This window comes from Rugamonas brunnea (assembly GCF_014042345.1).
In the GTDB taxonomy this organism is placed as follows: Bacteria; Pseudomonadota; Gammaproteobacteria; order Burkholderiales; family Burkholderiaceae_D; genus Rugamonas; species Rugamonas brunnea.
Genome location: NZ_JACEZT010000012.1, coordinates 68,945 through 90,558, shown reverse-complemented (window position 1 = coordinate 90,558; position 21,614 = coordinate 68,945). Strand labels below are relative to the sequence as shown.

The following is a 21,614-nucleotide window of genomic DNA, read 5'->3' as shown; positions in this document are numbered from 1 at the left end:
ATCGGCCCCGCCAGTCCGTTTGGTGTATCCTATATCCCTTCGAAACAACGGCTCACGCCTCCTATGCAAGAGCACTCTAGTGGCGTCAAGTCTGACGCCAAGCCCCACCGGTCACTGTTTGAACGCCTGACCGCCCTCATCTCCCCCGAGCCCGAGAACCGCGCGGAACTGCTCGACGTCCTGCACGACGCCCACGAACGCAACCTGATCGACGCCGACGCCCTGTCGATGATCGAAGGCGTGTTCCAGGTGTCGGACCTGTCGGCGCGCGACATCATGATCCCCCGTTCCCAGATGGACGTGATCGACATCTCCAAACCCATCGAGGAATGGATGCCGGCCGTGCTGCAGACGGCCCACTCGCGCTTCCCCGCCATCGAGGGCGAGCGCGACAAGGTGATCGGCATCCTGCTGGCCAAGGACCTGCTGCGCTACTACGCCGAGGAATCGTTCGACGTGCGCGACATGCTGCGCCCGGCCATCTTCATCCCCGAATCGAAGCGCCTCAATGTGCTGCTGCGCGATTTCCGCGCCAACCACAACCACATGGCCATCGTGGTGGACGAATACAGCGGCGTGGCCGGTCTGATCACCATCGAGGACGTGCTGGAGCAGATCGTCGGCGACATCGAGGACGAATACGATTTCGACGAGGAAGAGGACAACATCCTGTCCATCAAGGAAGGCCAGTTCGGCCCCCGCTGGCGCATCAAGGCGCTGACGGAAATCACCCAGTTCAACGAGGAACTCGACACCGCCCTGCCCGACGACGACGTCGACACCATCGGCGGCCTGGTGGCCAAGCACCTGGCCCGCATGCCGCACAAGGGCGACGTGTTCGACCTGGACGGCCTGCGCTTCGAAGTGCTGCGCGCCGACGCCCGCCAGGTGCACGTGCTGCTGGTGGAAAAACTGCCGGCCACGCCGGAGCAAGACGCGTAACATGCGTTTTCGCCGCACCGATCCCAACGCCCCGCCCAAACCCCAGCGCAGCACCCGCGGCCGGATGACCATCACGGCCGCCGCCGGCGCGGCCGCCGTGTTCGCGTTCGCCCCGTTCGGCTGGTGGCCGCTCGAATTTGTCAGCCTCGCCATCCTGTTCTACCAGGTGCTGCGCAGCTCCAGCGTCAAGGGCGGCGCCCTGATCGGCTGGGCCTACGGCTTCGGCTGGACCGCGGCCGGGGTCTGGTGGATCTACGTTTCCCTGCACACCTACGGCGACATGCCGGCGCCGCTGGCCGCCGCCGCCGTGGCGCTGCTGGCCTGGGGCATGGGCGCCTACGTGGCACTGGCCATGGCCGGCGCCTCATGGCTGCGCCAGCGCTGGGCGCTGCCGCTGCCCGCCTCCAACCTGCTGCTGCTGCCCACCATGTGGTCGCTGTGCGAATGGGTGCGCGGCTGGCTGTTCACGGGCTTCCCGTGGCTGTCGGCCGGCTACGCCCACAACCACGGCCCGCTGGCCGGCTACGCGCCCGTGGTCGGCGTGTACGGCCTGGGCTGGCTGGCCGCCATGTGCGCGGGCGCCCTGTTGCTGCTGATGCACCGCAGCCGCTGGCGCGCGCTGGCCCTGGTGGCGGCCGTGCTGGCCGGCGGCGGCGCGCTCGCGCAACTGCACTGGACCTACGCGGAAGGCAAACCGATCTCCGTGCGCCTGATCCAGGGCAACGTGCCGCAGGACGAGAAATTCAACGGCGCCCACGTGCTGGCCGCGCTCAAACAATACCGCGACGCCATCATGGCCGCCCCGGCGGACCTGATCGCCACGCCGGAAACGGCGGTCGTGATGCTGCCGCAGCAGCTGCCGCCCGACTACCTGCCCGCCATCAGCCTGTTCCTGCAACGCACCGGCAGCAGCCTGGCGCTGGGCATCCCCATGGCCGACAGCCAGACCGCCTACTTCAACAGCGTGCTGGGCATGACGCCCGTGCCCAACGCCGCCTACTACCGCTACGACAAGCACCACCTGGTGCCGTACGGCGAATTCATCCCGCTCGGCTTCCGCTGGTTCGTCGACCTGATGAACATCCCGCTCGGCGACCAGACCCGCGGCCCGGCCATCCAGCCGGCGTTCGCCGTCAAGGACCAGCGCGTGCTGCCCAACATCTGCTACGAGGACTTGTTCGGCGAGGAGATCGCGGCCCAGCTCAACCATCCGGCCGGCGGCCAGAAGCCGGCCACGGTGCTGCTCAACGCGTCCAACCTGGCCTGGTTCGGCGACACCATCGCCATCCCCCAGCACTTGCAGATCTCGCAAATGCGGGCGCTGGAGACGGGCCGCCCCATGCTGCGCGCCACCAACACGGGCGCCACGGCCGTCATCGACGGACGCGGCGACGTGGTGGCGCGGCTGGCCGCCAACACGAACGGCACGCTGGCCGCCACCGTGCAGGGCATGGCCGGCAGCACGCCCTATATCCTGTGGGGCAACAAGCTGGTGCTGGCGCTGTGGACGCTGGCCCTGGCGGGCGCCTGGCTGTGGGGGCGGCACGTGACAAATTCGGCAAAAAATCAGTCTAAAGTAAGCCAACAAGCGCCCTAATCTCTACAGCTGCCCCCAAAACCCGCTAAAATTAGCCGCTTTAGCGAAACTGCAACCGTTGCGCCCCGCTGCGCGCCACCGACCAAACACGATGCTCACATTTCAACAAATTATCCTGACCTTGCAAACCTACTGGGACAAGCAAGGCTGCGCCCTGCTCCAGCCCTACGACATGGAAGTGGGTGCCGGCACCTTCCACACCGGGACGTTCCTGCGCGCGATCGGCCCCGAGCCTTGGCGCGCGGCCTATGTGCAGCCATCGCGCCGTCCCAAGGATGGCCGCTACGGCGAGAACCCGAACCGCCTGCAGCACTACTACCAGTACCAGGTGGTGCTCAAGCCTGCGCCGGAAAACATCCTGGACCTGTACCTCGGTTCGCTCGAAGCGCTGGGCCTGGACCTGAAGCAGAACGACGTGCGTTTCGTCGAGGATGACTGGGAAAGCCCGACCCTGGGCGCCTGGGGCCTGGGCTGGGAAGTGTGGCTGAACGGCATGGAAGTGACCCAGTTCACCTACTTCCAGCAAGTGGGCGGCCTCGATTGCAAGCCCGTGCTGGGCGAGATCACCTACGGCATCGAACGCCTGGCCATGTATCTGCAGGGCGTGGAAAACGTCTACGACCTGGTCTGGACCGAGTGGGAAGAGAACGGCGTGACCAAGAAGCTCACCTACGGCGACGTGTTCCACCAGAACGAGGTCGAACAATCGACCTACAACTTCGAGCACGCCAACACGGAGCTGCTGTTCGCCCAGTTCGCCAACCACGAATCGGAAGCCAAGCGCCTGATCGAACTGCAACTGACGCTGCCGGCCTACGAGCAGATCATGAAAGCGTCGCACAGCTTCAACATGCTGGACGCGCGCGGCGCCATTTCCGTGACCGAGCGCGCCGCCTACATCGGCCGCGTGCGCACGCTGTCGCGCCTGGTGGCGCAAGCGTATTACGACTCGCGTGAGCGCCTGGGCTTCCCCATGCTGCCCGCCTCCGCCACCGCCGCCTGAGCCGAAAAAGAATAGAAACGATATGAACCAGACTCTCTTAATCGAACTGCTGACCGAAGAACTGCCGCCCAAGGCGCTGGCCAAGCTGGGCGCCGCCTTCGCCGCCGGCATCGTCAACGGCCTCAAATCGCGCGACTTCCTGGAAGCCGACAGCGTCGCCACCACCTACGCCACGCCGCGCCGGCTGGCCGTCTCCATCACCGGCGTGCGCGCCACCTCGCCCGATAAATCGATCCGCGAAAAAGTGCTGCCCGTGAGCGTGGCGCTGGACGCCAACGGCAACGGCACGCCGCCGCTGGCCAAGAAACTGGCCGCGCTGGGCTTCCCCGACCTGACCGTGGACCAGCTGGAGCGGGCCCAGGACGGCAAGGCGGAAAGCTTCTTCTACACCTACACGGCCACCGGCAGCGCGCTGCAGGCCGGCCTGCAGGCCGCGCTGGAGGAATCGGCCGCCAAGCTGCCGATTCCCAAGCTGATGAGCTACCAGCGCCCGGACGGCGCCACCGTCAACTTCGTGCGCCCGGCCCACAGCCTGATCGCGCTGCACGGCGCCACCGTACTGCCACTGACCCTGCTGGGCCTGACGGCCTCCAACACCACCGAAGGCCACCGCTTCCTGATGACGGGCGCCAGCCGCACCTTCACCGTGGCCAACGCCGACAGCTACGCCGCCACCCTGGCCGAACAGGGCAAGGTAATCGCCGGCTTCGACGCGCGCAAGGAACAGATCCGCGCCGCCCTGCTGGCAAAAGCCGGCGCCGACCAGGTGCTGATGCCCGAGGCGCTGCTCGATGAAGTGACGGCGCTGGTCGAATGGCCGGTGGTCTACGAGTGCCACTTCGAGGAACAGTTCCTGGCCGTGCCGCAGGAATGCCTGATCCTGACCATGCAGACCAACCAGAAATACTTCGCGCTGACGGACGCGCAAGGCAAGCTGCGTTCGCGCTTCCTGATCGTCTCCAACATCGCCACCGCCACGCCGGACGCCATCGTCGGCGGCAACGAGCGCGTGGTGCGCCCGCGCCTGTCGGACGCCAAGTTCTTCTTCGAGCAGGACAAGAAGAAGACCCTCGGTTCGCGCCTGCCGCTGCTGAAGAACGTCGTCTACCACAACAAGCTGGGCACCCAGGCCGAGCGCAGCGAGCGCGTCACCGCGCTGGCCGCCGCCATCGCCCGCGCGCTGGGCACGGACGTGTCGCTGGCCACCCGCGGCGCCCTGCTGTCCAAGGCCGACCTGCTGACCGACATGGTGGGCGAGTTCCCTGAGCTGCAAGGCATCATGGGCACCTACTACGCGCGCCACGACGGCGAGCACGAGGAAGTGGCGCTGGCCGCCTCCGAGCACTACCAGCCGCGCTTCGCCGGCGACGCCCTGCCCACCACCGCCACCGGCACCGCCGTGGCGCTGGCCGACAAGCTCGAAACCCTGGTCGGCATCTGGGCCATCGGCCTGCAGCCGACCGGCGACAAGGACCCGTTCGCGCTGCGCCGCCACGCCCTGGGCGTGCTGCGCATGCTGGTGGAAAAACGCCTGCCGCTGGCCATCAGCGCCGTGCTGGCCGACGCCGCCGCCAAATTCGCGGCCATCCCCGGCTTCAAGAACCCGGCCGCCGAAGTCACGGCCTTCATGCTCGACCGCCTGCGCGGCATGCTGCGCGAGCGCGGCTTCTCGCCCAACGAGATCGAAGCCGTGGTGGCCCAGAATCCGGACCGCCTGGACGACATCGTGCAGCGCCTGGAAGCCGTGCAAGCCTTCGCCGCCCTGCCGGAAAGCGCCTCGCTGGCCGCCGCCAACAAGCGCATCACCAACATCCTGAAGAAGAATGAGGAAGCGCTGGCGCAAAGCGGCAACGCGGGCGTCAACCCCGCCCTGCTGCAGGACACGGCCGAGAAGAACCTGGCCGCCGCCGTCACCCGCGTGCAGCCGGAAGTGGACGCGGCGTTCGCGCGCGGCGACTTCGCCGGCACGCTCAAGACGCTGGCCCAGCTGCGCGACGACGTGGACGCCTTCTTCAACGACGTGATGGTGATGGCCGACGATGTAGCCCTGCGCAACAACCGCCTGGCCCTGCTGTCGTCGCTGCACGGCATGATGAACCGCGTGGCCGACATTTCCAAGCTGGCGGCCTAAATGGGAAGTCCGGCACTCAAACTGATCATCCTCGACCGCGACGGCGTGATCAACCATGACTCGCCGGACTTCATCAAGTCACCGGCCGAGTGGCACGCCATCCCCGGTTCGCTGGAAGCGATCGCCCGCCTGAACCAGGCCGGCTACCGGGTGGTGGTGGCGTCGAACCAGTCGGGCATCGCGCGCGAGTACTTCGACATGACGGTGCTCAACGCCATCCACCAGAAGATGCACATGCTGGCGCAGCAGGTGGGCGCCACCATCGACGCCGTGTTCTTCTGCCCGCACGCGGCGGCCGACAGCTGCGACTGCCGCAAGCCCAAGCCCGGCATGTTCGACGAAATCGCCAAGCGCTACCAGGTGAGCCTGAAGGGCGTGCCCACCGTGGGCGATTCGCTGCGCGACCTGCAGGCCGGCTACGAACGTGGCTGCGTGCCGTTCCTGGTCCTGACCGGCAAGGGCGAGAAGACCCACAGCACCGGCGGCCTGCCGCCCGGTACCATGGTGTTCCCCGATCTGGCGACCACCGTCAGCCACCTGCTCAAGACGGCATCGGCCAGTGCGCCGCAAGCCGCCAATCCATAATCACATCAAGAAATCGAGTCCTGGAGACCGCATTGCGTAATACCGTTTTGTTCCTGCGTTCCTTGCTGTTCATGATCATCATGATCATTTCGACCGTCGTCTGGGCCTGCGTCTGCTTCCTGGTCGCGCCCCTGCCTTACAACAAGCGCTTCTGGGTCACCGCGCGCTGGAACGTCTTCATGATCTGGTGCGCCAAGGTGATCTGCGGCATCCGCTATCAGGTCAAGGGCGCCGAGAACTATCCCGACGCGCCGGCCGTGGTGCTGTCGAAGCACCAGTCGGCATGGGAGACCATCTTCCTGCTGCCGAACATGCCGCGCCCGCTGGTGTTCGTGTTCAAGAAGGAGATCCTGTACATTCCCTTCTTCGGCTGGGCCATGGCGCTGCTGCGCATGATCCCCATCGACCGCAACAAAGGCAAGAACGCGTTCAAGGATGTGGTCCGGCATGGCAAACGTCGCCTGAAGGACGGCCAATGGATTATCATGTTCCCCGAAGGGACCCGCATCCCGGTCGGCCAGGCAGGCAAGTACAAGAGCGGCGGCACCCGCCTGGCCATCGCGACCGGCGCCGTGGTGGTGCCGATCGCGCACAACTCCGGTGAATGCTGGCCCAAGAACTCGTTTATCAAACGTCCGGGCCTGATCACGGTATCGATCGGCAAGCCGATCTCGCCGGAAGGCCAGACGCCGGACAGCATGATGCAACAGGTGGAAAATTGGATAGAATCAGAAATGCGCGTCATTTCGCCCCACGCCTACAGCGCTGGCTAGACGACCTGGCCACCGCCGTCAAACCGGCGCCGCAGGACGCGGCGTCGGACGCGGCGCGCCGGCAGTTGGACCTGTTCGGGTCGGAGGCCGCCGCACCGGCCACCACGCCGGCCGCCACGCCCCACTCGGCCAACCTGCTGCGCACGCCGGAGACGGCCAGCCCGCCCGTGCGTCCCGGCGCACCGCCCTGGACGCCACCTGTCACCATCACCCCCGCCGCACCTCCCACCGCCACACCCGTCCGGCCGTCCGCGCCGCCTCCACCCGAACTGCCTCCCAAGCGCCAGCTGCTGGTCGGGCAGTTCGTGCTCGAATACACGCTGCGCCGCTCGACCCGCCGCTCGATCGGCTTCATGATCGACGACGACGGGCTGCGCGTGACGGCGCCCAAGCGCGTCAGCATCACCGAGATCGACAACGCCATCCGCACCAAGCAGCACTGGATACTGAGCAAGCTGCACGAGCGGCGCGAACGGCGCGCGGCGCGGCTGGAAAAGCCGCCCATCGAGTGGGTGGACGGCGCCCAGCTGCCCTACCTCGGTGGCGACATCACACTGCGCCTGCTGGTGGGGGGACGCAACCGCAGCACCTACAACCCGGCCACGCGCGAACTGTCGATGGTGCTGATCCCCGGCGCCACGGAACTGCTGCTCAAGGAACGCGTGAAGGCCTGGATGCAGCAGGAAGCCAAGCTACTGTTCGAGCAGCGGCTGGACCTGTATGCGGGCCGGCTGGGCGTGCGCTACCACTCGTTCGCGCTGTCCTCGGCCGGCACGCGCTGGGGCTCGTGCACGGTGGAGCGCAAGATACGGCTGAACTGGAAGCTGATCCATTTCTCGCTGCCGCTGATCGACTACGTGGTGGCGCACGAACTGTCGCACCTGCTGGAAATGAACCACAGCGCGCAGTTCTGGAACACGGTGGGGCTGATCTACCCGGAATACGAGGAAGCACGCAACTTGCTGCGCAAGCGGGCGCAGGAATTGCCGGTGTTGTTCGGATAGGCGAACGGCGAACGACAGGGGCGGACTCTGGAACCTGCCCCTGCTGCGCACAGCGTGGGCGCTGCCGGCTTACTGCAATGCCGGCAACAACGCCAGCGTGCGGGCCGTGGCGCCGCGATGCTGGTTGGCGAAAGTCAACGCGTGGGCGCCCATGGTGTCGCGGGCGGCGTGGTCGGCCAGCAGGCGGGCCGCCTGCGCCATGAGATCCGCCGCATCGGCCACGCGCAGGGCGCCGCCGGCGGCCAGCGCGTCTTCCGTCACCAGCGCGAAATTGAAGGTGTGGGGACCGATCAGCACGGGCTTGCCCAGCGCGGCCGGTTCGATCAGGTTCTGGCCGCCCAGCGGCAGCAGGCTGCCGCCCACGAACGCGCAGTCGCAGGCCGCGTAGTAGGCGAACATCTCACCCATCGAATCACCCAGCAACACGTCCACCTGGGCCTGCAGCGCAGCGCCGCCATCCAGTTGCAGACGGCTGCGGCGTTGTACTTGCAGGCCGCGCTCGGCGACCAGCTTTTCCACTTCATCGAAACGCTGCGGATGGCGCGGCACCAGCAGCAGCAGCAAGTCGGCCGGCAGCGCGGCGCGCGCCTGCCGGAACGCGTCGAGAATCAGCACTTCCTCGCCCTCGCGCGTGCTGGCGCACAGCAGCACGGGACGCGCGCCGATGTGGGCACGCAGGGCGGCGCCCGTATCCAGCGCCGCCTGCGGCACCACCACGTCGAACTTGATGCTGCCGGTGACGGCCACGTTGGCCACGCCCAGCGCGCGCACGCGCTCCGCGTCGGCCTCGGTCTGCGCCGCCACCAGCGAAATGCCGCGCGCCGCGTCCACCAGCAGGCTGCCGAAGCGCGACGCCTTGCGCAGCGAGCGTTCCGACAGGCGGGCATTGGCCAGCACCACCGGCACCTGCGCGCGCACGCACTGGCCGATCAGGTTGGGCCACACCTCCGTCTCCATCAGGATGCAGACGCGGGGCTCGAAATGGCGGATGAAACGGCGCACCATGGCGGCCGTATCGTAGGGCAGATAGGATTGCACCAAGCGCGCGCCATGTTTGGCGAACAGCGCCTTGCCGGTGGCGCGGCCGGTCGGCGTCATGTGGGTCAGCACGATGCGGCTAGCCGGATACTGTGCCAGCAGCGCGTCGACCAGCGGTTCGGCGGCGCGGGTTTCGCCGACCGAGACGGCATGCACCCAGATCGACAACGGCGCCTTGCCCTGCCGGGCGCCGTAGAAGCCCAGCCGCTCGCCCCAGTGCTGGCGGTAGCCCGGTTCCTTGCGCCCGCGCAGCCACAGGCGCAGCAGCACCAGCGGCAGCGCCAGCGTCCACATCACGGCATAGAAAATACGCATGGTCAGCCCAGCAGCGTGCGGGCGGCGGCCAGTACTTCAGCCACGGAGGGCGGCGCGCCACGGTCGCCCAGGTTGATGATCTTGGGCGACCAGTTGCCCTCGGTCTTCCAGCGCGGCGAGTCGGCGTAGATTTCCACCGTCGGCACCGTGAAGGCGGCGGCGATGTGGGTCAGGCCCGTATCGACGCCGATGGCCAGCGCCGCGTGACGCGCCAGCAGCGTGGCGTCGGCCATCGGCAGCTTGGGCAGCACGCGCGCGTTGGGCAGGCCGGCGGCCAGGTGTTCCGCCTCCGCCTTTTCCTTGTCCGAGCCCCACGGCAGCAGGATGGGCATGGGCGCCAGCTGGCGGCCCAGTTCTATCCAGTTCTGCGGCGCCCATTTCTTGGCGTCGCGCGCCGTGCCATGGAAGTAGACGGCGTAGGGCGTGGCCGGCATCCAGTCCGGCTTGGGTTCGTCGGGCGACACGGCCGGCAGGCCGAAATCGGCCGGCGTATCGACCGGGTAGCCGAGCGCCGCGCCGGCCACGATGCGGCCACGGGCCACGGCATGGGTGCGCGGGTCGGTCGGTATGCTGTCGGTGTGGAACCAGCGCGAGATGCCTTCATAGCCCGAGCCTTCGCTGCCATTGGCCAGGCCCACCTTGTGGCCGCCTTTGACGATGCGGGCCGCGCCCATGATGATGCCGGTCTTGAGCAAGCCTTGGGTATCGAACACGTAGTCGTACTGCTGCTGGCGCAGGGTGCGGAAGAAGGCGCGGATCTCGGCCCGCGTCTCGGGCTTGCCCAGGCTCTTGCGCCAGCGCCGCAGCGCGAACGGGATGATGGTGCGCACGCGGGCGTTGAGCCGCACCAGGCTCACATAGCCCTCCTCCACCACCCAGTCGATATTGGCGTCCGGGTAGTGGCGCGCGATGTCGGCCACCATCGGCAGGTTGTGCAGCACGTCGCCCAGCGACGAAACGCGCACCAGCAGGATGTTCAGCGGCCGCTTGCCGCCCGCTTGCGCGCCCACCACGTCAGAACGGCAGGACCGCGTCCGGCTTGGCGGCCAGGATCACGCGCTTGAACTGGCCCTGGATGCGCACCAGCGCGTCCGGGGTCTCCGCTTCGAAGCGCATCACGATCACCGGCGTGGTGTTGGACGAGCGGGCCAGGCCGAAGCCGTCCGCGTATTCCACCCGCAGGCCGTCAATGGTGATGATCTGCTCGTGGCCGGGGAATTCGGCGTCGCTGCGCAGCTTGTCCATCAGCGCCACGTTCTCGCCTTCCTTCAGCTCCAGGTGCAGTTCCGGCGTGCTGTCGGACTGCGGCAGGGAATTGAGCAGGGCCGATGGATCGGATTCGCGGGTCAGGATTTCCAGCATGCGCGCGCCGGCGTACAGGCCGTCGTCGAAACCGTACCAGCGGTCCTTGAAGAAGATGTGGCCGCTCATTTCGCCGCCCAGCGGGGCGCCCGTCTCGCGCAGCTTGGCTTTCACCAGCGAGTGGCCGGTCTTGTACATCAGCGGCTGGCCGCCGCTCTTGGCGATATACGGCGCCAGGTGGCGCGTGCACTTGACGTCGAACAGGATCTGCTGACCCGGATGGCGGGTCAGCACGTCGGCCGCGAACAGCATCATCTGGCGGTCCGGGTAGATGATCTGGCCATCCTTGGTGACGATGCCCAGGCGGTCGCCGTCGCCGTCGAAGGCCAGGCCGATCTCGGCGTCCGTCTCCTGCAGGCAGCGGATCAGGTCCTGCAGGTTCTCCGGGTGGGCCGGATCGGGATGGTGGTTGGGGAAGTTGCCGTCCACGTCGCAGAACAACTCGATCACTTCGCAGCCCATGCCGCGATACAGGTCGCCCGCGAACGCGCCGGCCACGCCGTTGCCGCAGTCGACGGCGATCTTGATCGGGCGCGCCAGCTTGACGTCGCCGATGATGCGCTCCAGGTAGGCGGCGCGGATGTCGTGGGTGCGGTAGCTGCCCGGCGTGGCGGCGCTGGAACCGTCATGGTCGACGATGCGCTGGTACAGCGAGGTGATGGCCTCGCCGTGGATGGCCTCACCGGCCAGCACCATCTTGAAGCCGTTGTAGTCGGGCGGATTGTGGCTGCCGGTGACCATGATGCCCGAACGCGCGTCCAGCGCATGGGTGCCGAAATAGACCATGGGGGTGGCCACCACGCCCAGGTCGATCACGTCCACACCCGCCGCCTGCAGGCCCTGCGCCAGCGCGGCCGCCAGTTCCGGGCCGGACAGCCGGCCGTCGCGGCCGATCACCACGGCGCGCTCGCCCTTGGCCAGCGCGGCCTGGCCGAACGCCTGGCCGATCTGGCGGGCCACGCCCGCGTCCAGGGTTTTACCGATGATGCCGCGGATATCGTATGCTTTGAAAATCGTTTTTGACAGGGAAACCATAGTGTGTATGAGCGTGGTTAGTGGGGGCAGCAAGGCCGACATGATACCGCAGCCGGGGCCGGGACTAGTGCTTCTTATGCCGTATCATCCAGCGCGGCGCCTTGAAGCGCACGATGCGGACATAAATCCAGATATAGCTGGTGATGAACAGCAGGCAGAAAATCATCAATAGCCAGGTATGGCGCCAGAAGATGGTGGCCGGCACCACGGCCATCAGCGAAAACAGCCACAGGTAGGGCGAGGTCAGCGAATTGCGGCGCATCAGGGCGCGCGCTTCCTTGCGGCCCACGGCCCATTGCACGATGCGGCGGAAGATCAGGCTGTGCAAATGGATGCCATCGGGCATGGTCGGCGACTTGCCGCGCACGAACAGGCGGCGATAGGCGGAAAACAGGGTTTCGAACGCGGGATAAATCAGCAGCAAGGCCGCGTACCAGGTCGACACCTGGGGATTGCGCATCACCAGCAGCAAGGCCAGCTCCCCCAGCATGAAGCCGATGAAATAGGCGCCGCCGTCACCGAGGAAGATCAGCCCGACCGGATAATTCCACACCAAAAAACCCGCCGTGGCGCCGGCCACCATCAGGGCCGCCACCAGCACGAACATGTCATTGACCTGCAGTGCCACGTAACCGAGAGAGAGCAGCATACAGATCGTGACCACGCTGGCCAGGCCGTTGAAGCCGTCGATGATGTTGACGGCGTTGGCGATGCCGGCCACGGCCAGTATCGTCAGCGGCAGGGTCAGCCACATGTAGGGCAAGGGCCAGGCCGAAAAATAAGCCCAGTCGATGCGGTCGATGCGCGCGTCGAGCAGGAAATAGCCCATCAGCGCGGCCGCCATGGTCAGCACCAGGCGGCGCGCCGCGCTCACCTTGCCCGTGTAATCCTCCGCGATGCCGCCGGCGAAGGCCACGGCCGAGCAGCCGAGCAGCGCCAGCAGCCAGTTGCCCATGATGGGCACGCGCCAGATGGAAATGCAGGAACTGAGCGCCACGGCCACGAAAATGGGCAAGCCGCCGATGCGGGCCACCGTGTGCACGTGGACTTTCTGCACACCGTCGAAATCGGCATCGAGGGCCGGCCCGTGCAAGCGGGCTTCTTTAATGACCAGCAGAGTCAACAGCGTGGACGCGATGAAACTCAGTAAAAAGGAAAACATTTATTTTTTTTGTCTGGACGAAAATAGCGGGCGGCGCTTGATGGTCGCGATCGGATACAGCGGGGCCACGCGCCCCCGGTCCGTCTCTTATCAGCTCGCCAATAGACGATTGTACCGGATTAGCTGAAGCGCCCGGCATTCTAGCAAGCGACGGCCGCCCAGGGGCCGACGCTTACATCTGGCTACACCGTCATTGTTGCAGGCACAGCCGCAACGCTTCCTGCCATTGCGGCAGGCGGCAATGCGCCATCAGGCGTGCGGACGAGAGCACGGAATGGGCCGGGCGCCGGGCCGGCACCGGATACTCGGCGCTGGAAATGGGCAGCACGGAGCACGCTATGCCGGCCGTCTCCAGGATGGCGCGCGTGAAGTCGTACCAGGTGGTCTGGCCCTGGCTGCTCAGGTGGTAGACGCCGCCGTGCTGCTGCCACCACGCGCTGTCGGGCGCGCCGGCCTGGGCCAGCATGAGCGCCGTCGTGTCGGCGATGGTGCGGCTCCACGTGGGCGCGCCGTGCTGGTCGTTCACCACCCGCAGCTCGTCGCGCTCGCGCCCCAGGCGCAGCATGGTCAGCAGGAAATTCTTGCCGCGCATGCCATACACCCAGCTGGTGCGGAAAATCAGGTGCGGGATGCCGGCCGCCGCGATAGCTTGCTCGCCGGCCAGCTTGCTGGCGCCGTACACATTGAGCGGGCCGGTGGCGTCGCCCTCCACGCGCGGCGCCGGATCGCTACCGTCGAACACGTAATCGGTCGAATAATGGACCATGGCCGCGCCCAGCAACTTCGCTTCCTCGGCCATCAGGCCCGGCGCTTCGGCGTTGACGCGGTAGGCCAGTTCGGGCTCGCTCTCGGCCTTGTCCACGGCCGTGTAGGCGGCCGGGTTGACGATCAGGGTGGGGCGCACGGCGCGGATCACGCTGCGCACCTGGTCCAGGTCGGCCAGGTCCATGCGGCTGCGGTCGACGGCCACCACCTCGCCTATGCCCTGCAGGCTGCGTTCCAGTTCGTAGCCGACCTGGCCCGTGCTTCCCGTCAGCAGGATCTTCATGGGTAGACTTCCGCGTCGGCCAGCAGCTTGCCGGCCTGGTCCTTGCCTGACAGCAGCGGCGCGCCGTCCAGCGGCCACGTGATGCCGATCGCCGGGTCGTTCCACAGGATGGACCGTTCGTACTCGGGCGCCCAGTAGTCGGTGGTCTTGTACAGGAATTCGGCGGACTCGCTGGTGACGACGAAGCCGTGCGCGAAACCGGCCGGTATCCACAACTGGCGCTTGTTCTCGGCCGACAGTTCCAGCCCGTACCACTGGCCGAAGGTGGGCGAGCTCTTGCGCAAGTCCACGGCCACGTCGAACACGGCGCCGGCCGTAACGCGCACCAGCTTGCCCTGGGCTTGCTGGATCTGGTAGTGCAGGCCGCGCAGCACATTGCGGGCCGAACGCGAATGGTTATCCTGCACGAACGGGGCCGTCACGCCCGTCAGTTCAGCGAAGCGGCGGGCGTTAAAGCTTTCAAAGAAAAAACCGCGGTCGTCGCCGAACACGCGCGGCTCCAGCACCAGCAAGCCGTCCAGCGGGGTAGTCACAACATTCATCGCGGAATCACCTTGTCTTCAAGAATTTGCAGCAGATACTGGCCGTACTGGTTCTTCTTCAGCGGCTCGGCCAGGCGGCGCAGCTGGGCCGCGTCGATATAGCCCTTGCGGTAGGCGATCTCCTCCGGGCACGCCACTTTCAAGCCCTGGCGGCGCTCGATGGTGGCGATGAATTGCGAGGCGTCGAGCAGCGATTCATGGGTGCCGGTGTCGAGCCAGGCCATGCCGCGCCCCATCACTTCCACGTTGAGCTGGCCCGCTTCCAGGTAGGCCCGGTTCACGTCCGTGATCTCCAGCTCGCCGCGCGCGGACGGCTTGATCTTCGCCGCGATGTCGCACACCTGGCGGTCGTAGAAATACAAGCCGGTGACGGCGTAGTTGGACTTGGGCTGCAGCGGCTTTTCCTCGATGCTGACGGCGCGCCGTTCCCCATCGAACTCGACCACGCCATAGCGTTCGGGATCGGTCACGTGGTAGGCGAACACGGTGGCGCCGTCGCCGCGGCTGGCCGCGTGGCGCAGCAGCGCGTCCAGGTCGTTGCCGTAGTAAATGTTGTCACCCAGGATAAGGGCCGACGGCGAATCACCGACGAACTCCTTGCCGATGATGAAGGCCTGCGCCAGCCCGTCCGGCGACGGCTGCACCGCGTATTGCAGGCGGATGCCCCACTGGCTGCCGTCGCCCAGCAAGTCCTTGAAGCGCGGCGTGTCCTGCGGCGTGGAGATGATGAGAATGTCGCGCATGCCGGCCAGCATCAGCGTGGTCAGCGGATGGTAGATCATCGGCTTGTCGTAGATCGGCAGCAGCTGCTTCGATACGCTCATCGTCACCGGGTAGAGCCGGGTGCCGGACCCGCCAGCCAGGATGATGCCCTTGCGGTCGTGGATGGGATCGCTCATTGGACGCTCTCACGGTTGAAGTAATTGGTTTCCACCCAGCTCGCGTAGCTGCCCGACTGCACGTCGGCCACCCAGTCCTGGTGGTCGAGATACCATTGCACGGTCTTGGCGATGCCGCTCTGGAAGGTCTCGGCCGGTTTCCAGCCCAGCTCGCGCTCCAGCTTGCGCGCATCGATGGCGTAGCGGCGGTCGTGGCCGGGGCGATCCTTGACGTAGGTGATCTGGGCCCGGTAGCTGGCGCCGTCCGCGCGCGGCTTGAGGCGGTCGAGCATGTCGCACAACGTGTGCACCACGTCCAGGTTGGTCATCTCGTTCCAGCCGCCCACGTTGTAGGTCTCGCCCAGGCGGCCGGCATCGAGCACGCGGCGGATGGCGGCGCAGTGGTCGCTCACATACAACCAGTCGCGCACTTGCAGGCCGTCGCCGTAGATGGGCAGCGGCTTGCCGGCCTGGGCATTGGCGATGATCAGCGGGATCAGCTTTTCCGGGAAGTGGTAGGGACCGTAATTGTTGGAGCAGTTGGTGGTCAGCGTCGGCAAGCCGTAGGTGTGGTGGTAGGAGCGCACCAGGTGGTCGGACGCGGCCTTGGAGGCGGAATACGGGCTGTTGGGCGCGTAGGCCGTGGTCTCGCTGAACGGCGCATCGTCCGGGCCCAGCGTGCCATACACTTCGTCGGTCGACACGTGCAGGAAGCGGAACGCCGCCTTCTCCTCGCCTTCCAGGCCGCTCCAGTAGGCGCGCGCCGCTTCGAGCAGGCTGAAGGTGCCGTTGATGTTGGTCTGGATGAAGGCGCCGGGGCCGTGGATGGAGCGGTCCACGTGCGACTCGGCCGCGAAGTGCACGATGGCGCGCGGCCGGTACTGTTGCAACAAGGCCTCCACCTGGGCCTGGTCGCAAATGTCGCCGCGCACGAACACATGGCGGCTGTCTTGCTTGAGCGAGGCCAGGTTGTTGAGGTTGCCCGCGTAGGTCAGCTTGTCATAATTGAGGACGGGCTCATCCGATTGCGCCAGCCAGTCCAGTACGAAATTTGAGCCGATGAAGCCGGCACCGCCTGTCACAAATATCATCGGGTTGTTATCCTGTGCTGAGCACCACATTAGTCATGAGCATGATTTTATGTGAAACTCGTGGGTCACCGGGCAAAAATTACTGGCCCGCCGCTAGATCACAGGATAGTTGAACCCGCCCTACAACGATAAACGAAACACCACCATGAAAACCTATGTCATCGGCGATTTGCAAGGCTGCCACGAGCAGACCGTCGCCCTGCTGGCGCGCATCGCCAGCCGCGAGGCGGACGCGGCCGAATCACCGTCCATCCTGTTCGCAGGCGACCTCGTCAATCGCGGCCCCGACTCGCTGGCCACGCTGCGCCACGTGAAAGCCCTGTGCGAGGCCAGCGACGGCCGCGTCAACAGCGTGCTGGGCAACCATGACCTGCACCTGCTGGCCGTGGCCCACGGCATCCGTCCCGAGCACGACAGCGACACCTTGCATCCCATCCTGGCGGCGCCCGACCGCGACGAATTATTGCACTGGCTGCGCCGGCGGCCGCTGATGCTGCGCGCCGAAGGCCACCTTCTGGTGCACGCGGGCCTGCTGCCGCAGTGGAGCGCGCAACAGGCGCTGGACCTGGCCGACGAAGTGGCCACCATGCTGCGCGGCCCCGACCTGCCCGCCTTTCTGGCGCAAATGTACGGCAACCAGCCTGACCGCTGGGACGACCAGTTGAGCGGCGCCGACCGCCTGCGCTGCGTGATCAACGCCATGACGCGGCTGCGCTTCTGCACGGCCGACGGGGTGATGGATTTCAAGCTCAAGGAAAGCGGCACAGCCGATCCGGCCTCGGGCCTGATGCCGTGGTTCGAGGTGCCGGGCCGGCGCAGCGCCGACCACACGGTCGTGTTCGGCCACTGGTCGGCGCTGGGCCTGCTGCGGCGGCCCCACCTGATCGGTCTCGACAGCGGCTGCGTGTGGGGCGGCCAGCTCACAGCCGTCTGCCTGGACGACCATACGGTGCTGCAGGAAGATTGCCCGTGCTACCAGCAGCACGGCGGCAAGAAGTAAAGGAACAGGCCGGCCGGGCGGCGGCCGCTCAGGCGCGGGCGGCCTTGCTTGGCTGGTCCGCCTCCGGCGCGGCCGGCGCATCGGCGGCCAGCGTCACCCCCAGCGCCTTGGCCACGGCCTGCTGGGCCGCCTCGGCCAGCTCGCGCCGGTGCGCGCCCCCGCTGGCCAGCGCCGGCAGCGCGTGCACGCGCGCATGCACGCGCGTGCCCTTGAGGATGACGATCATGCTTTCCACAAAACTCATCTCACCCACGAAATCGACGGAAGGATGGGTGCCGCCCTCCCCGTCCACATAGGACAGCGCGAACGGTTGCACTTCCACCCTGGCGTCGATGGCCGCCTCGAACAGGTTGGCGTGGAACGGCAGCAGCGTGCCCTGGGCCGCCGTGGTCCCCTCGGGGAAGAAGGCGACGCGCTCACCGGCCTGCAGGTTGTGCACCAGGCCCTTGAAGATGTGGCGCAGGTCGCGCCGGTTGCCGCGCGCGATGAACACGGTGCCGGCCTGGTGCGCCAGCCAGCCGGCCAGCGGCCACGAGCGGATCTCGGCCTTGGCCACGAAGCGGCACGGATAGAGCGCGTTGATGACGAAGATATCGAGCCAGGACACATGGTTGGCCACCACCATCGCATGGGCCAGCACGGGCGCGCCGTCGGCCGCCAGCTCCACCGTCACATTGCACATGGCCAGCAGCTGGCGCGACCAGCGCCGGATATGGCCGTTACGGGCCGCGCCGCCTATCCACGGAAAGACCAACGCGCACGTCGCCATGCCGGTCAGCAGATGAAGCACCACCCGCACCAGGCGGAACGCAAGCAGAATGTTCAAATATCACCGCATCAAGAAAAAAGGACAACGAACCGGGGTCAGGTCATGCCTTCAAGCATGGTGCCCGATGGCATGACCTGACCCCGGTTTTGTTCGGTCAGCGTGCCGGCGCGCGCTGGTAGGCGACGTGGCCGGCCACGATGGTGGTCTGCACCTGGCCGGCCAGCTCGTAGCCGAGGAAGGGCGTGTGCTTGCCCTGGCTGGCCAGCGCGTTGGCGTTCACGGTCCAGCGCGCCGTCGGGTCGAACAGGCACAGGTCGGCCGTGCTGCCCACACCCAGGGTGCCGCTGTCCAGGCCGGCCACGCGGGCCGCGTCGGCCGTCACCTTGGCCACGGCCCGCACCAGCGGACGCACGCCGCCGTCGGGCTGGCCGGCCGCGTAATCGTCGGCCCACTTGAGGGCCAGCGACAGCAGCAGTTCCAGGCCGGTGGCGCCGGGCGAGGCTTCGCCGAACGGCAGCAGCTTCTCGTCGTCGTCGACCGGGGTGTGGTCCGAGCACAGGGCGTCGATGGTGCCGTCGAGCAGGGCGGCGCGGATCGCGTCGCGGTCGCGCTGGCTGCGGAACGGCGGCGTGACGCGCGCGTTCGGATCGAAGAAGCCGATGTCGGCGTCCGTCAGGTGGGCGTGGTGGGCGCCCACGTCGCAGGTGACGGGCAAGCCTTCGCGCTTGGCGGCGCGGATCAGTTCCAGGCCGGCGGCCGAGGAGATGCGGCACAGGTGGACCTTGGCGCCGGTGGCGCGCACCAGTTCGAAGATCGTGTGCAGGGCGATGGTTTCGGCCATCACGGGCACACCCGACAGGCCCAGGCGCGACGCCAGCGGGCCGCTGGCGGCGATGCCGCCGCGGCCGATGTGGGCGTCCTGCGGCCGCAGCCACACGGTGTAGCCGAAGGTCTTGGCGTACTGCAGCGCGCGCAGCAGCACGGTGGTGTCCTCGATCGGTTCCTCGGCCTGCGCGAAGCCGATGCAACCGGCTTCGGTCAGCTCGGCCATCTCGGTCAGCGCGGCGCCCTTCAGGCCCACCGTCAGCGCGCCCAGCGGGTGCACGTGGGCCTGGTTCAGGGTCTTGGCGCGGTGCTTGAGCATCTCCACCAGGCCCGGCTCGTCGAGCACGGGGTCGGTGTCGGGCGGGCACACCAGGCTGGTGACGCCGCCCTGCATGGCCGCCTGCAGTTCCGATTCCAGCGTGGCCTTGTATTCGTAGCCGGGCTCGCGCAGGCGGGCCGACAGGTCCACCAGGCCGGGCGCCACGACCAGGCCGGTGGCGTCGATGGTGCGCTCGGCGGCGAAGCCTTCCGGCGCTTTGCCCACCGCCACCACCTTGCCGGCGGCGATGTACAGGTCGTTGATGGCGTCGATGCCGTTGGCCGGGTCGATCAGGTGGCCGTTCTTGATATGTAATTTCATGCTTGGGTTCCTGCCAAAATGCTCATCACTGCCATCCGTACCGCGATCCCGAACGTCACCTGCGGCAGGATCACCGCCTGCGGGCCGTCGGCCACGGCCGAGTCGATTTCCACCCCGCGGTTCATCGGGCCGGGGTGCATCACGATGGCGTCCGGCTTGGCCAGCGCCAGCCGCTCCGGCGTCAGGCCGTAGCTCTTGAAGTATTCCTGGGCCGACGGCAGCAGCGCGCCACTCATGCGCTCGTTCTGCAGGCGCAGCATGATGATCACATCCACGCCCTTCAAGCCCTCTTCCATGTTGGTGAAAGTGCGCACGCCCATCTGCTCCAGGCCGCCCGGCAGCAGCGTGTGCGGGCCGATGGCGCGCACTTCCGGCACGCCCAGCGTGGTCAGCGCGTGGATGTCGGAACGGGCCACGCGGCTGTGCAGGATGTCGCCCACGATGGCCACCGTCAGGTTGGTGAAGTCCTTCTTGTAGTGGCGGATGGTGTACATGTCCAGCAGGCCCTGGGTCGGGTGCGCGTGGCGGCCGTCGCCGGCGTTCACCACGTGCACGTGCGGCTGGCGCGTGTCGATCAGGTGCTTGGCGATCAGGTAGGGCGCGCCCGACTGCGCGTGGCGCACCACGAACATGTCGGCGTGCATGGCCGACAGGTTGTCGATGGTGTCGAGCAAGGACTCGCCCTTGCTGGCCGAGGAAGCCTGGATGTTCAGGTTGATCACGTCGGCCGACAGGCGCTTGGACGCGATCTCGAACGTGGTGCGGGTGCGCGTGGAGTTTTCAAAGAACAGGTTGAAAACGGATTTGCCGCGCATCAGCGGCACCTTCTTGACGTCGCGGTCGGAGATGCCGACGAAGGAGGAGGCGGTGTCCAGGATGTGGTTGATGATGGACTTGGGCAAGCCCTCGATCGTCAACAGGTGCTGGAGTTCGCCGTGTTTATTCAGTTGCGGATTAAGCATGGTCGTCATCTATGGTTAGCGTAAATTGTCCTTCGGCGGCGCGCTGCAGCACCAGCGCCTGCTGCGCTTCCAGCGTGACGGTGGTGGCCACGAAATCGGCCGCCACCGGCAGCTGGCGCCCGCCGCGGTCGGCCAGCGCGGCCAGCATGACGCGCGCCGGACGGCCGTAGTCGAACAGTTCATTGATGGCCGCGCGCGTGGTGCGGCCCGTGTACAGCACATCGTCCACCAGCAGGATGGTGGCGCCATCCACGTCGAACGGGATCTGGGTCGATTTGACGCCCACGTGCAAGCCCTTCTTGGCGTAGTCGTCGCGGTAGAACGAGACGTCCACGAAGCCGAGGCGGGCCGACAGGCCCAGGTCGGCGGCCAGCCGTTCGGCCAGCCAGGCGCCGCCCGAGTAGATGCCGACGATGGCCGGATCGGTGGCGCCGGCCAGGCCGGTTTTCACTTGCTGCAGCAGCCTGGCGTACAGCGCTTCCGCATCGAGCTGCGGGGAGTTGGAGGTAGGTGGCATGGTGGTCAAAGTGCGTCGAAATATTGTTGCAGGATGATGGCGGCGGCGCGGTCGTCGATCACCTCGCCCCGTTTGGCGCCGATCACGGCCGACGAATAACGTTCATCGACCAGCTCCACGGGCAGGTTGAAGCGCCCGTGCAACTGGTTGGCGAAGCGGCGGCAGCGGGCCGTCATCTCGTGTGCCGTGCCGTCCGGATGGCTGGGCAGGCCCACCACCAGACGCGCCGGCGTCCATTCCGCGATCAGGGCGCCGATGGCGGCGAAGCGGGCGTCGTTATCAAGCGCGCTGATCACTTTTAAAGGCTGGGCCTGGCAAATCATGGTGTTGCCCATGGCCACGCCGATACGTTTGATGCCGAAATCGAAAGCGAGTATCGTGACCGCGCTCACAGC

General features: G+C 66.9%; 21 protein-coding genes. 8 read left to right on the top strand and 13 right to left on the bottom strand.

What is annotated here, in order from left to right; all coding sequences use genetic code 11:
• Positions 1–63 precede the first annotated feature (63 nt).
• From H3H37_RS17915 to H3H37_RS17885, 7 genes are all read left to right on the top strand, one after another.
• Positions 64–942, top strand: a complete 879-nt coding sequence (locus tag H3H37_RS17915; protein WP_182164978.1) for a CorC family transporter — start codon at positions 64–66, stop codon at positions 940–942.
• A gap of 1 nt (position 943) precedes the next feature.
• A complete protein-coding gene (lnt, locus tag H3H37_RS17910) occupies positions 944–2,539 on the top strand; it encodes an apolipoprotein N-acyltransferase (protein WP_182164976.1) in 1,596 nt (531 codons plus the stop codon).
• Between the two features lie 91 nt (positions 2,540–2,630).
• Positions 2,631–3,542 carry a glycine--tRNA ligase subunit alpha gene (glyQ, locus tag H3H37_RS17905; RefSeq protein WP_182164974.1) on the top strand — a complete coding sequence of 304 codons (912 nt, stop codon included), beginning with the start codon at positions 2,631–2,633 and terminating at the stop codon, positions 3,540–3,542.
• Between the two features lie 22 nt (positions 3,543–3,564).
• Positions 3,565–5,673, top strand: a complete 2,109-nt coding sequence (gene glyS / locus H3H37_RS17900) for a glycine--tRNA ligase subunit beta (protein WP_182164972.1) — start codon at positions 3,565–3,567, stop codon at positions 5,671–5,673.
• Positions 5,674–6,258 (top strand): D-glycero-beta-D-manno-heptose 1,7-bisphosphate 7-phosphatase, encoded by a 585-nt coding sequence (gmhB, locus tag H3H37_RS17895; RefSeq protein WP_182164970.1) that lies wholly within the window; start codon positions 5,674–5,676, stop codon positions 6,256–6,258.
• A gap of 32 nt (positions 6,259–6,290) precedes the next feature.
• The gene (locus H3H37_RS17890; protein WP_182164968.1) at positions 6,291–7,031 is read left to right on the top strand and encodes a lysophospholipid acyltransferase family protein; all 741 of its coding nucleotides are present in this window, start codon (positions 6,291–6,293) and stop codon (positions 7,029–7,031) included.
• Positions 6,986–8,035 (top strand): M48 family metallopeptidase, encoded by a 1,050-nt coding sequence (locus tag H3H37_RS17885; protein ID WP_446033167.1) that lies wholly within the window; start codon positions 6,986–6,988, stop codon positions 8,033–8,035. Before H3H37_RS17890 ends, H3H37_RS17885 begins: the two co-directional genes overlap by 46 nt.
• Positions 8,036–8,104: 69 nt before the next feature.
• Here the strand turns inward: H3H37_RS17885 and waaA are convergent, their stop codons facing one another.
• The 8 genes from waaA to rfbB all read right to left on the bottom strand — a co-directional run bounded on the left by waaA (position 8,105) and on the right by rfbB (position 16,506).
• Positions 8,105–9,388 carry a lipid IV(A) 3-deoxy-D-manno-octulosonic acid transferase gene (gene waaA, locus H3H37_RS17880; protein ID WP_182164966.1) on the bottom strand — a complete coding sequence of 428 codons (1,284 nt, stop codon included), beginning with the start codon at positions 9,386–9,388 and terminating at the stop codon, positions 8,105–8,107.
• 2 nt (positions 9,389–9,390) lie between these two features.
• Complete coding sequence (waaC, locus tag H3H37_RS17875) at positions 9,391–10,398, bottom strand: lipopolysaccharide heptosyltransferase I (RefSeq protein ID WP_182165131.1); 1,008 nt, start codon at positions 10,396–10,398, stop codon at positions 9,391–9,393.
• A 4-nt stretch (positions 10,399–10,402) separates the two neighbouring features.
• A complete protein-coding gene (locus H3H37_RS17870; RefSeq protein ID WP_182164964.1) occupies positions 10,403–11,785 on the bottom strand; it encodes a phosphomannomutase/phosphoglucomutase in 1,383 nt (460 codons plus the stop codon).
• A gap of 64 nt (positions 11,786–11,849) precedes the next feature.
• Positions 11,850–12,947 (bottom strand): glycosyltransferase family 4 protein, encoded by a 1,098-nt coding sequence (locus H3H37_RS17865; protein ID WP_182164962.1) that lies wholly within the window; start codon positions 12,945–12,947, stop codon positions 11,850–11,852.
• Positions 12,948–13,137: 190 nt separating this feature from the next.
• Entirely contained in the window at positions 13,138–13,995 is an 858-nt protein-coding gene (gene rfbD, locus H3H37_RS17860) for a dTDP-4-dehydrorhamnose reductase (protein ID WP_182164960.1), read from the bottom strand.
• Entirely contained in the window at positions 13,992–14,537 is a 546-nt protein-coding gene (rfbC, locus tag H3H37_RS17855) for a dTDP-4-dehydrorhamnose 3,5-epimerase (protein WP_182164958.1), read from the bottom strand. Before rfbC ends, rfbD begins: the two co-directional genes overlap by 4 nt.
• Positions 14,534–15,436, bottom strand: coding sequence for a glucose-1-phosphate thymidylyltransferase RfbA (gene rfbA / locus H3H37_RS17850; protein WP_182164956.1), 903 nt, complete (start codon positions 15,434–15,436; stop codon positions 14,534–14,536). Before rfbA ends, rfbC begins: the two co-directional genes overlap by 4 nt.
• The gene (gene rfbB, locus H3H37_RS17845) at positions 15,433–16,506 is read right to left on the bottom strand and encodes a dTDP-glucose 4,6-dehydratase (RefSeq protein WP_182164954.1); all 1,074 of its coding nucleotides are present in this window, start codon (positions 16,504–16,506) and stop codon (positions 15,433–15,435) included. Before rfbB ends, rfbA begins: the two co-directional genes overlap by 4 nt.
• A gap of 145 nt (positions 16,507–16,651) precedes the next feature.
• Between rfbB and H3H37_RS17840 the strand changes: the two genes are divergently transcribed.
• Entirely contained in the window at positions 16,652–17,506 is an 855-nt protein-coding gene (locus tag H3H37_RS17840; RefSeq protein WP_182164952.1) for a symmetrical bis(5'-nucleosyl)-tetraphosphatase, read from the top strand.
• Between the two features lie 28 nt (positions 17,507–17,534).
• Here H3H37_RS17840 and H3H37_RS17835 read toward each other — a convergent pair whose 3' ends face one another.
• The 5 genes from H3H37_RS17835 to ruvX all read right to left on the bottom strand — a co-directional run bounded on the left by H3H37_RS17835 (position 17,535) and on the right by ruvX (position 21,611).
• Positions 17,535–18,323, bottom strand: a complete 789-nt coding sequence (locus tag H3H37_RS17835) for a lysophospholipid acyltransferase family protein (protein ID WP_375540015.1) — start codon at positions 18,321–18,323, stop codon at positions 17,535–17,537.
• Positions 18,324–18,429: 106 nt separating this feature from the next.
• Positions 18,430–19,740, bottom strand: a complete 1,311-nt coding sequence (locus tag H3H37_RS17830; RefSeq protein ID WP_182164950.1) for a dihydroorotase — start codon at positions 19,738–19,740, stop codon at positions 18,430–18,432.
• Positions 19,737–20,702, bottom strand: a complete 966-nt coding sequence (locus H3H37_RS17825; protein ID WP_182165127.1) for an aspartate carbamoyltransferase catalytic subunit — start codon at positions 20,700–20,702, stop codon at positions 19,737–19,739. Before H3H37_RS17825 ends, H3H37_RS17830 begins: the two co-directional genes overlap by 4 nt.
• The gene (pyrR, locus tag H3H37_RS17820; protein WP_182164948.1) at positions 20,695–21,219 is read right to left on the bottom strand and encodes a bifunctional pyr operon transcriptional regulator/uracil phosphoribosyltransferase PyrR; all 525 of its coding nucleotides are present in this window, start codon (positions 21,217–21,219) and stop codon (positions 20,695–20,697) included. The genes H3H37_RS17825 and pyrR overlap by 8 nt, the downstream gene beginning before the upstream one ends.
• Positions 21,220–21,224: 5 nt before the next feature.
• The gene (ruvX, locus tag H3H37_RS17815) at positions 21,225–21,611 is read right to left on the bottom strand and encodes a Holliday junction resolvase RuvX (protein WP_182164946.1); all 387 of its coding nucleotides are present in this window, start codon (positions 21,609–21,611) and stop codon (positions 21,225–21,227) included.
• Positions 21,612–21,614 lie beyond the last annotated feature (3 nt).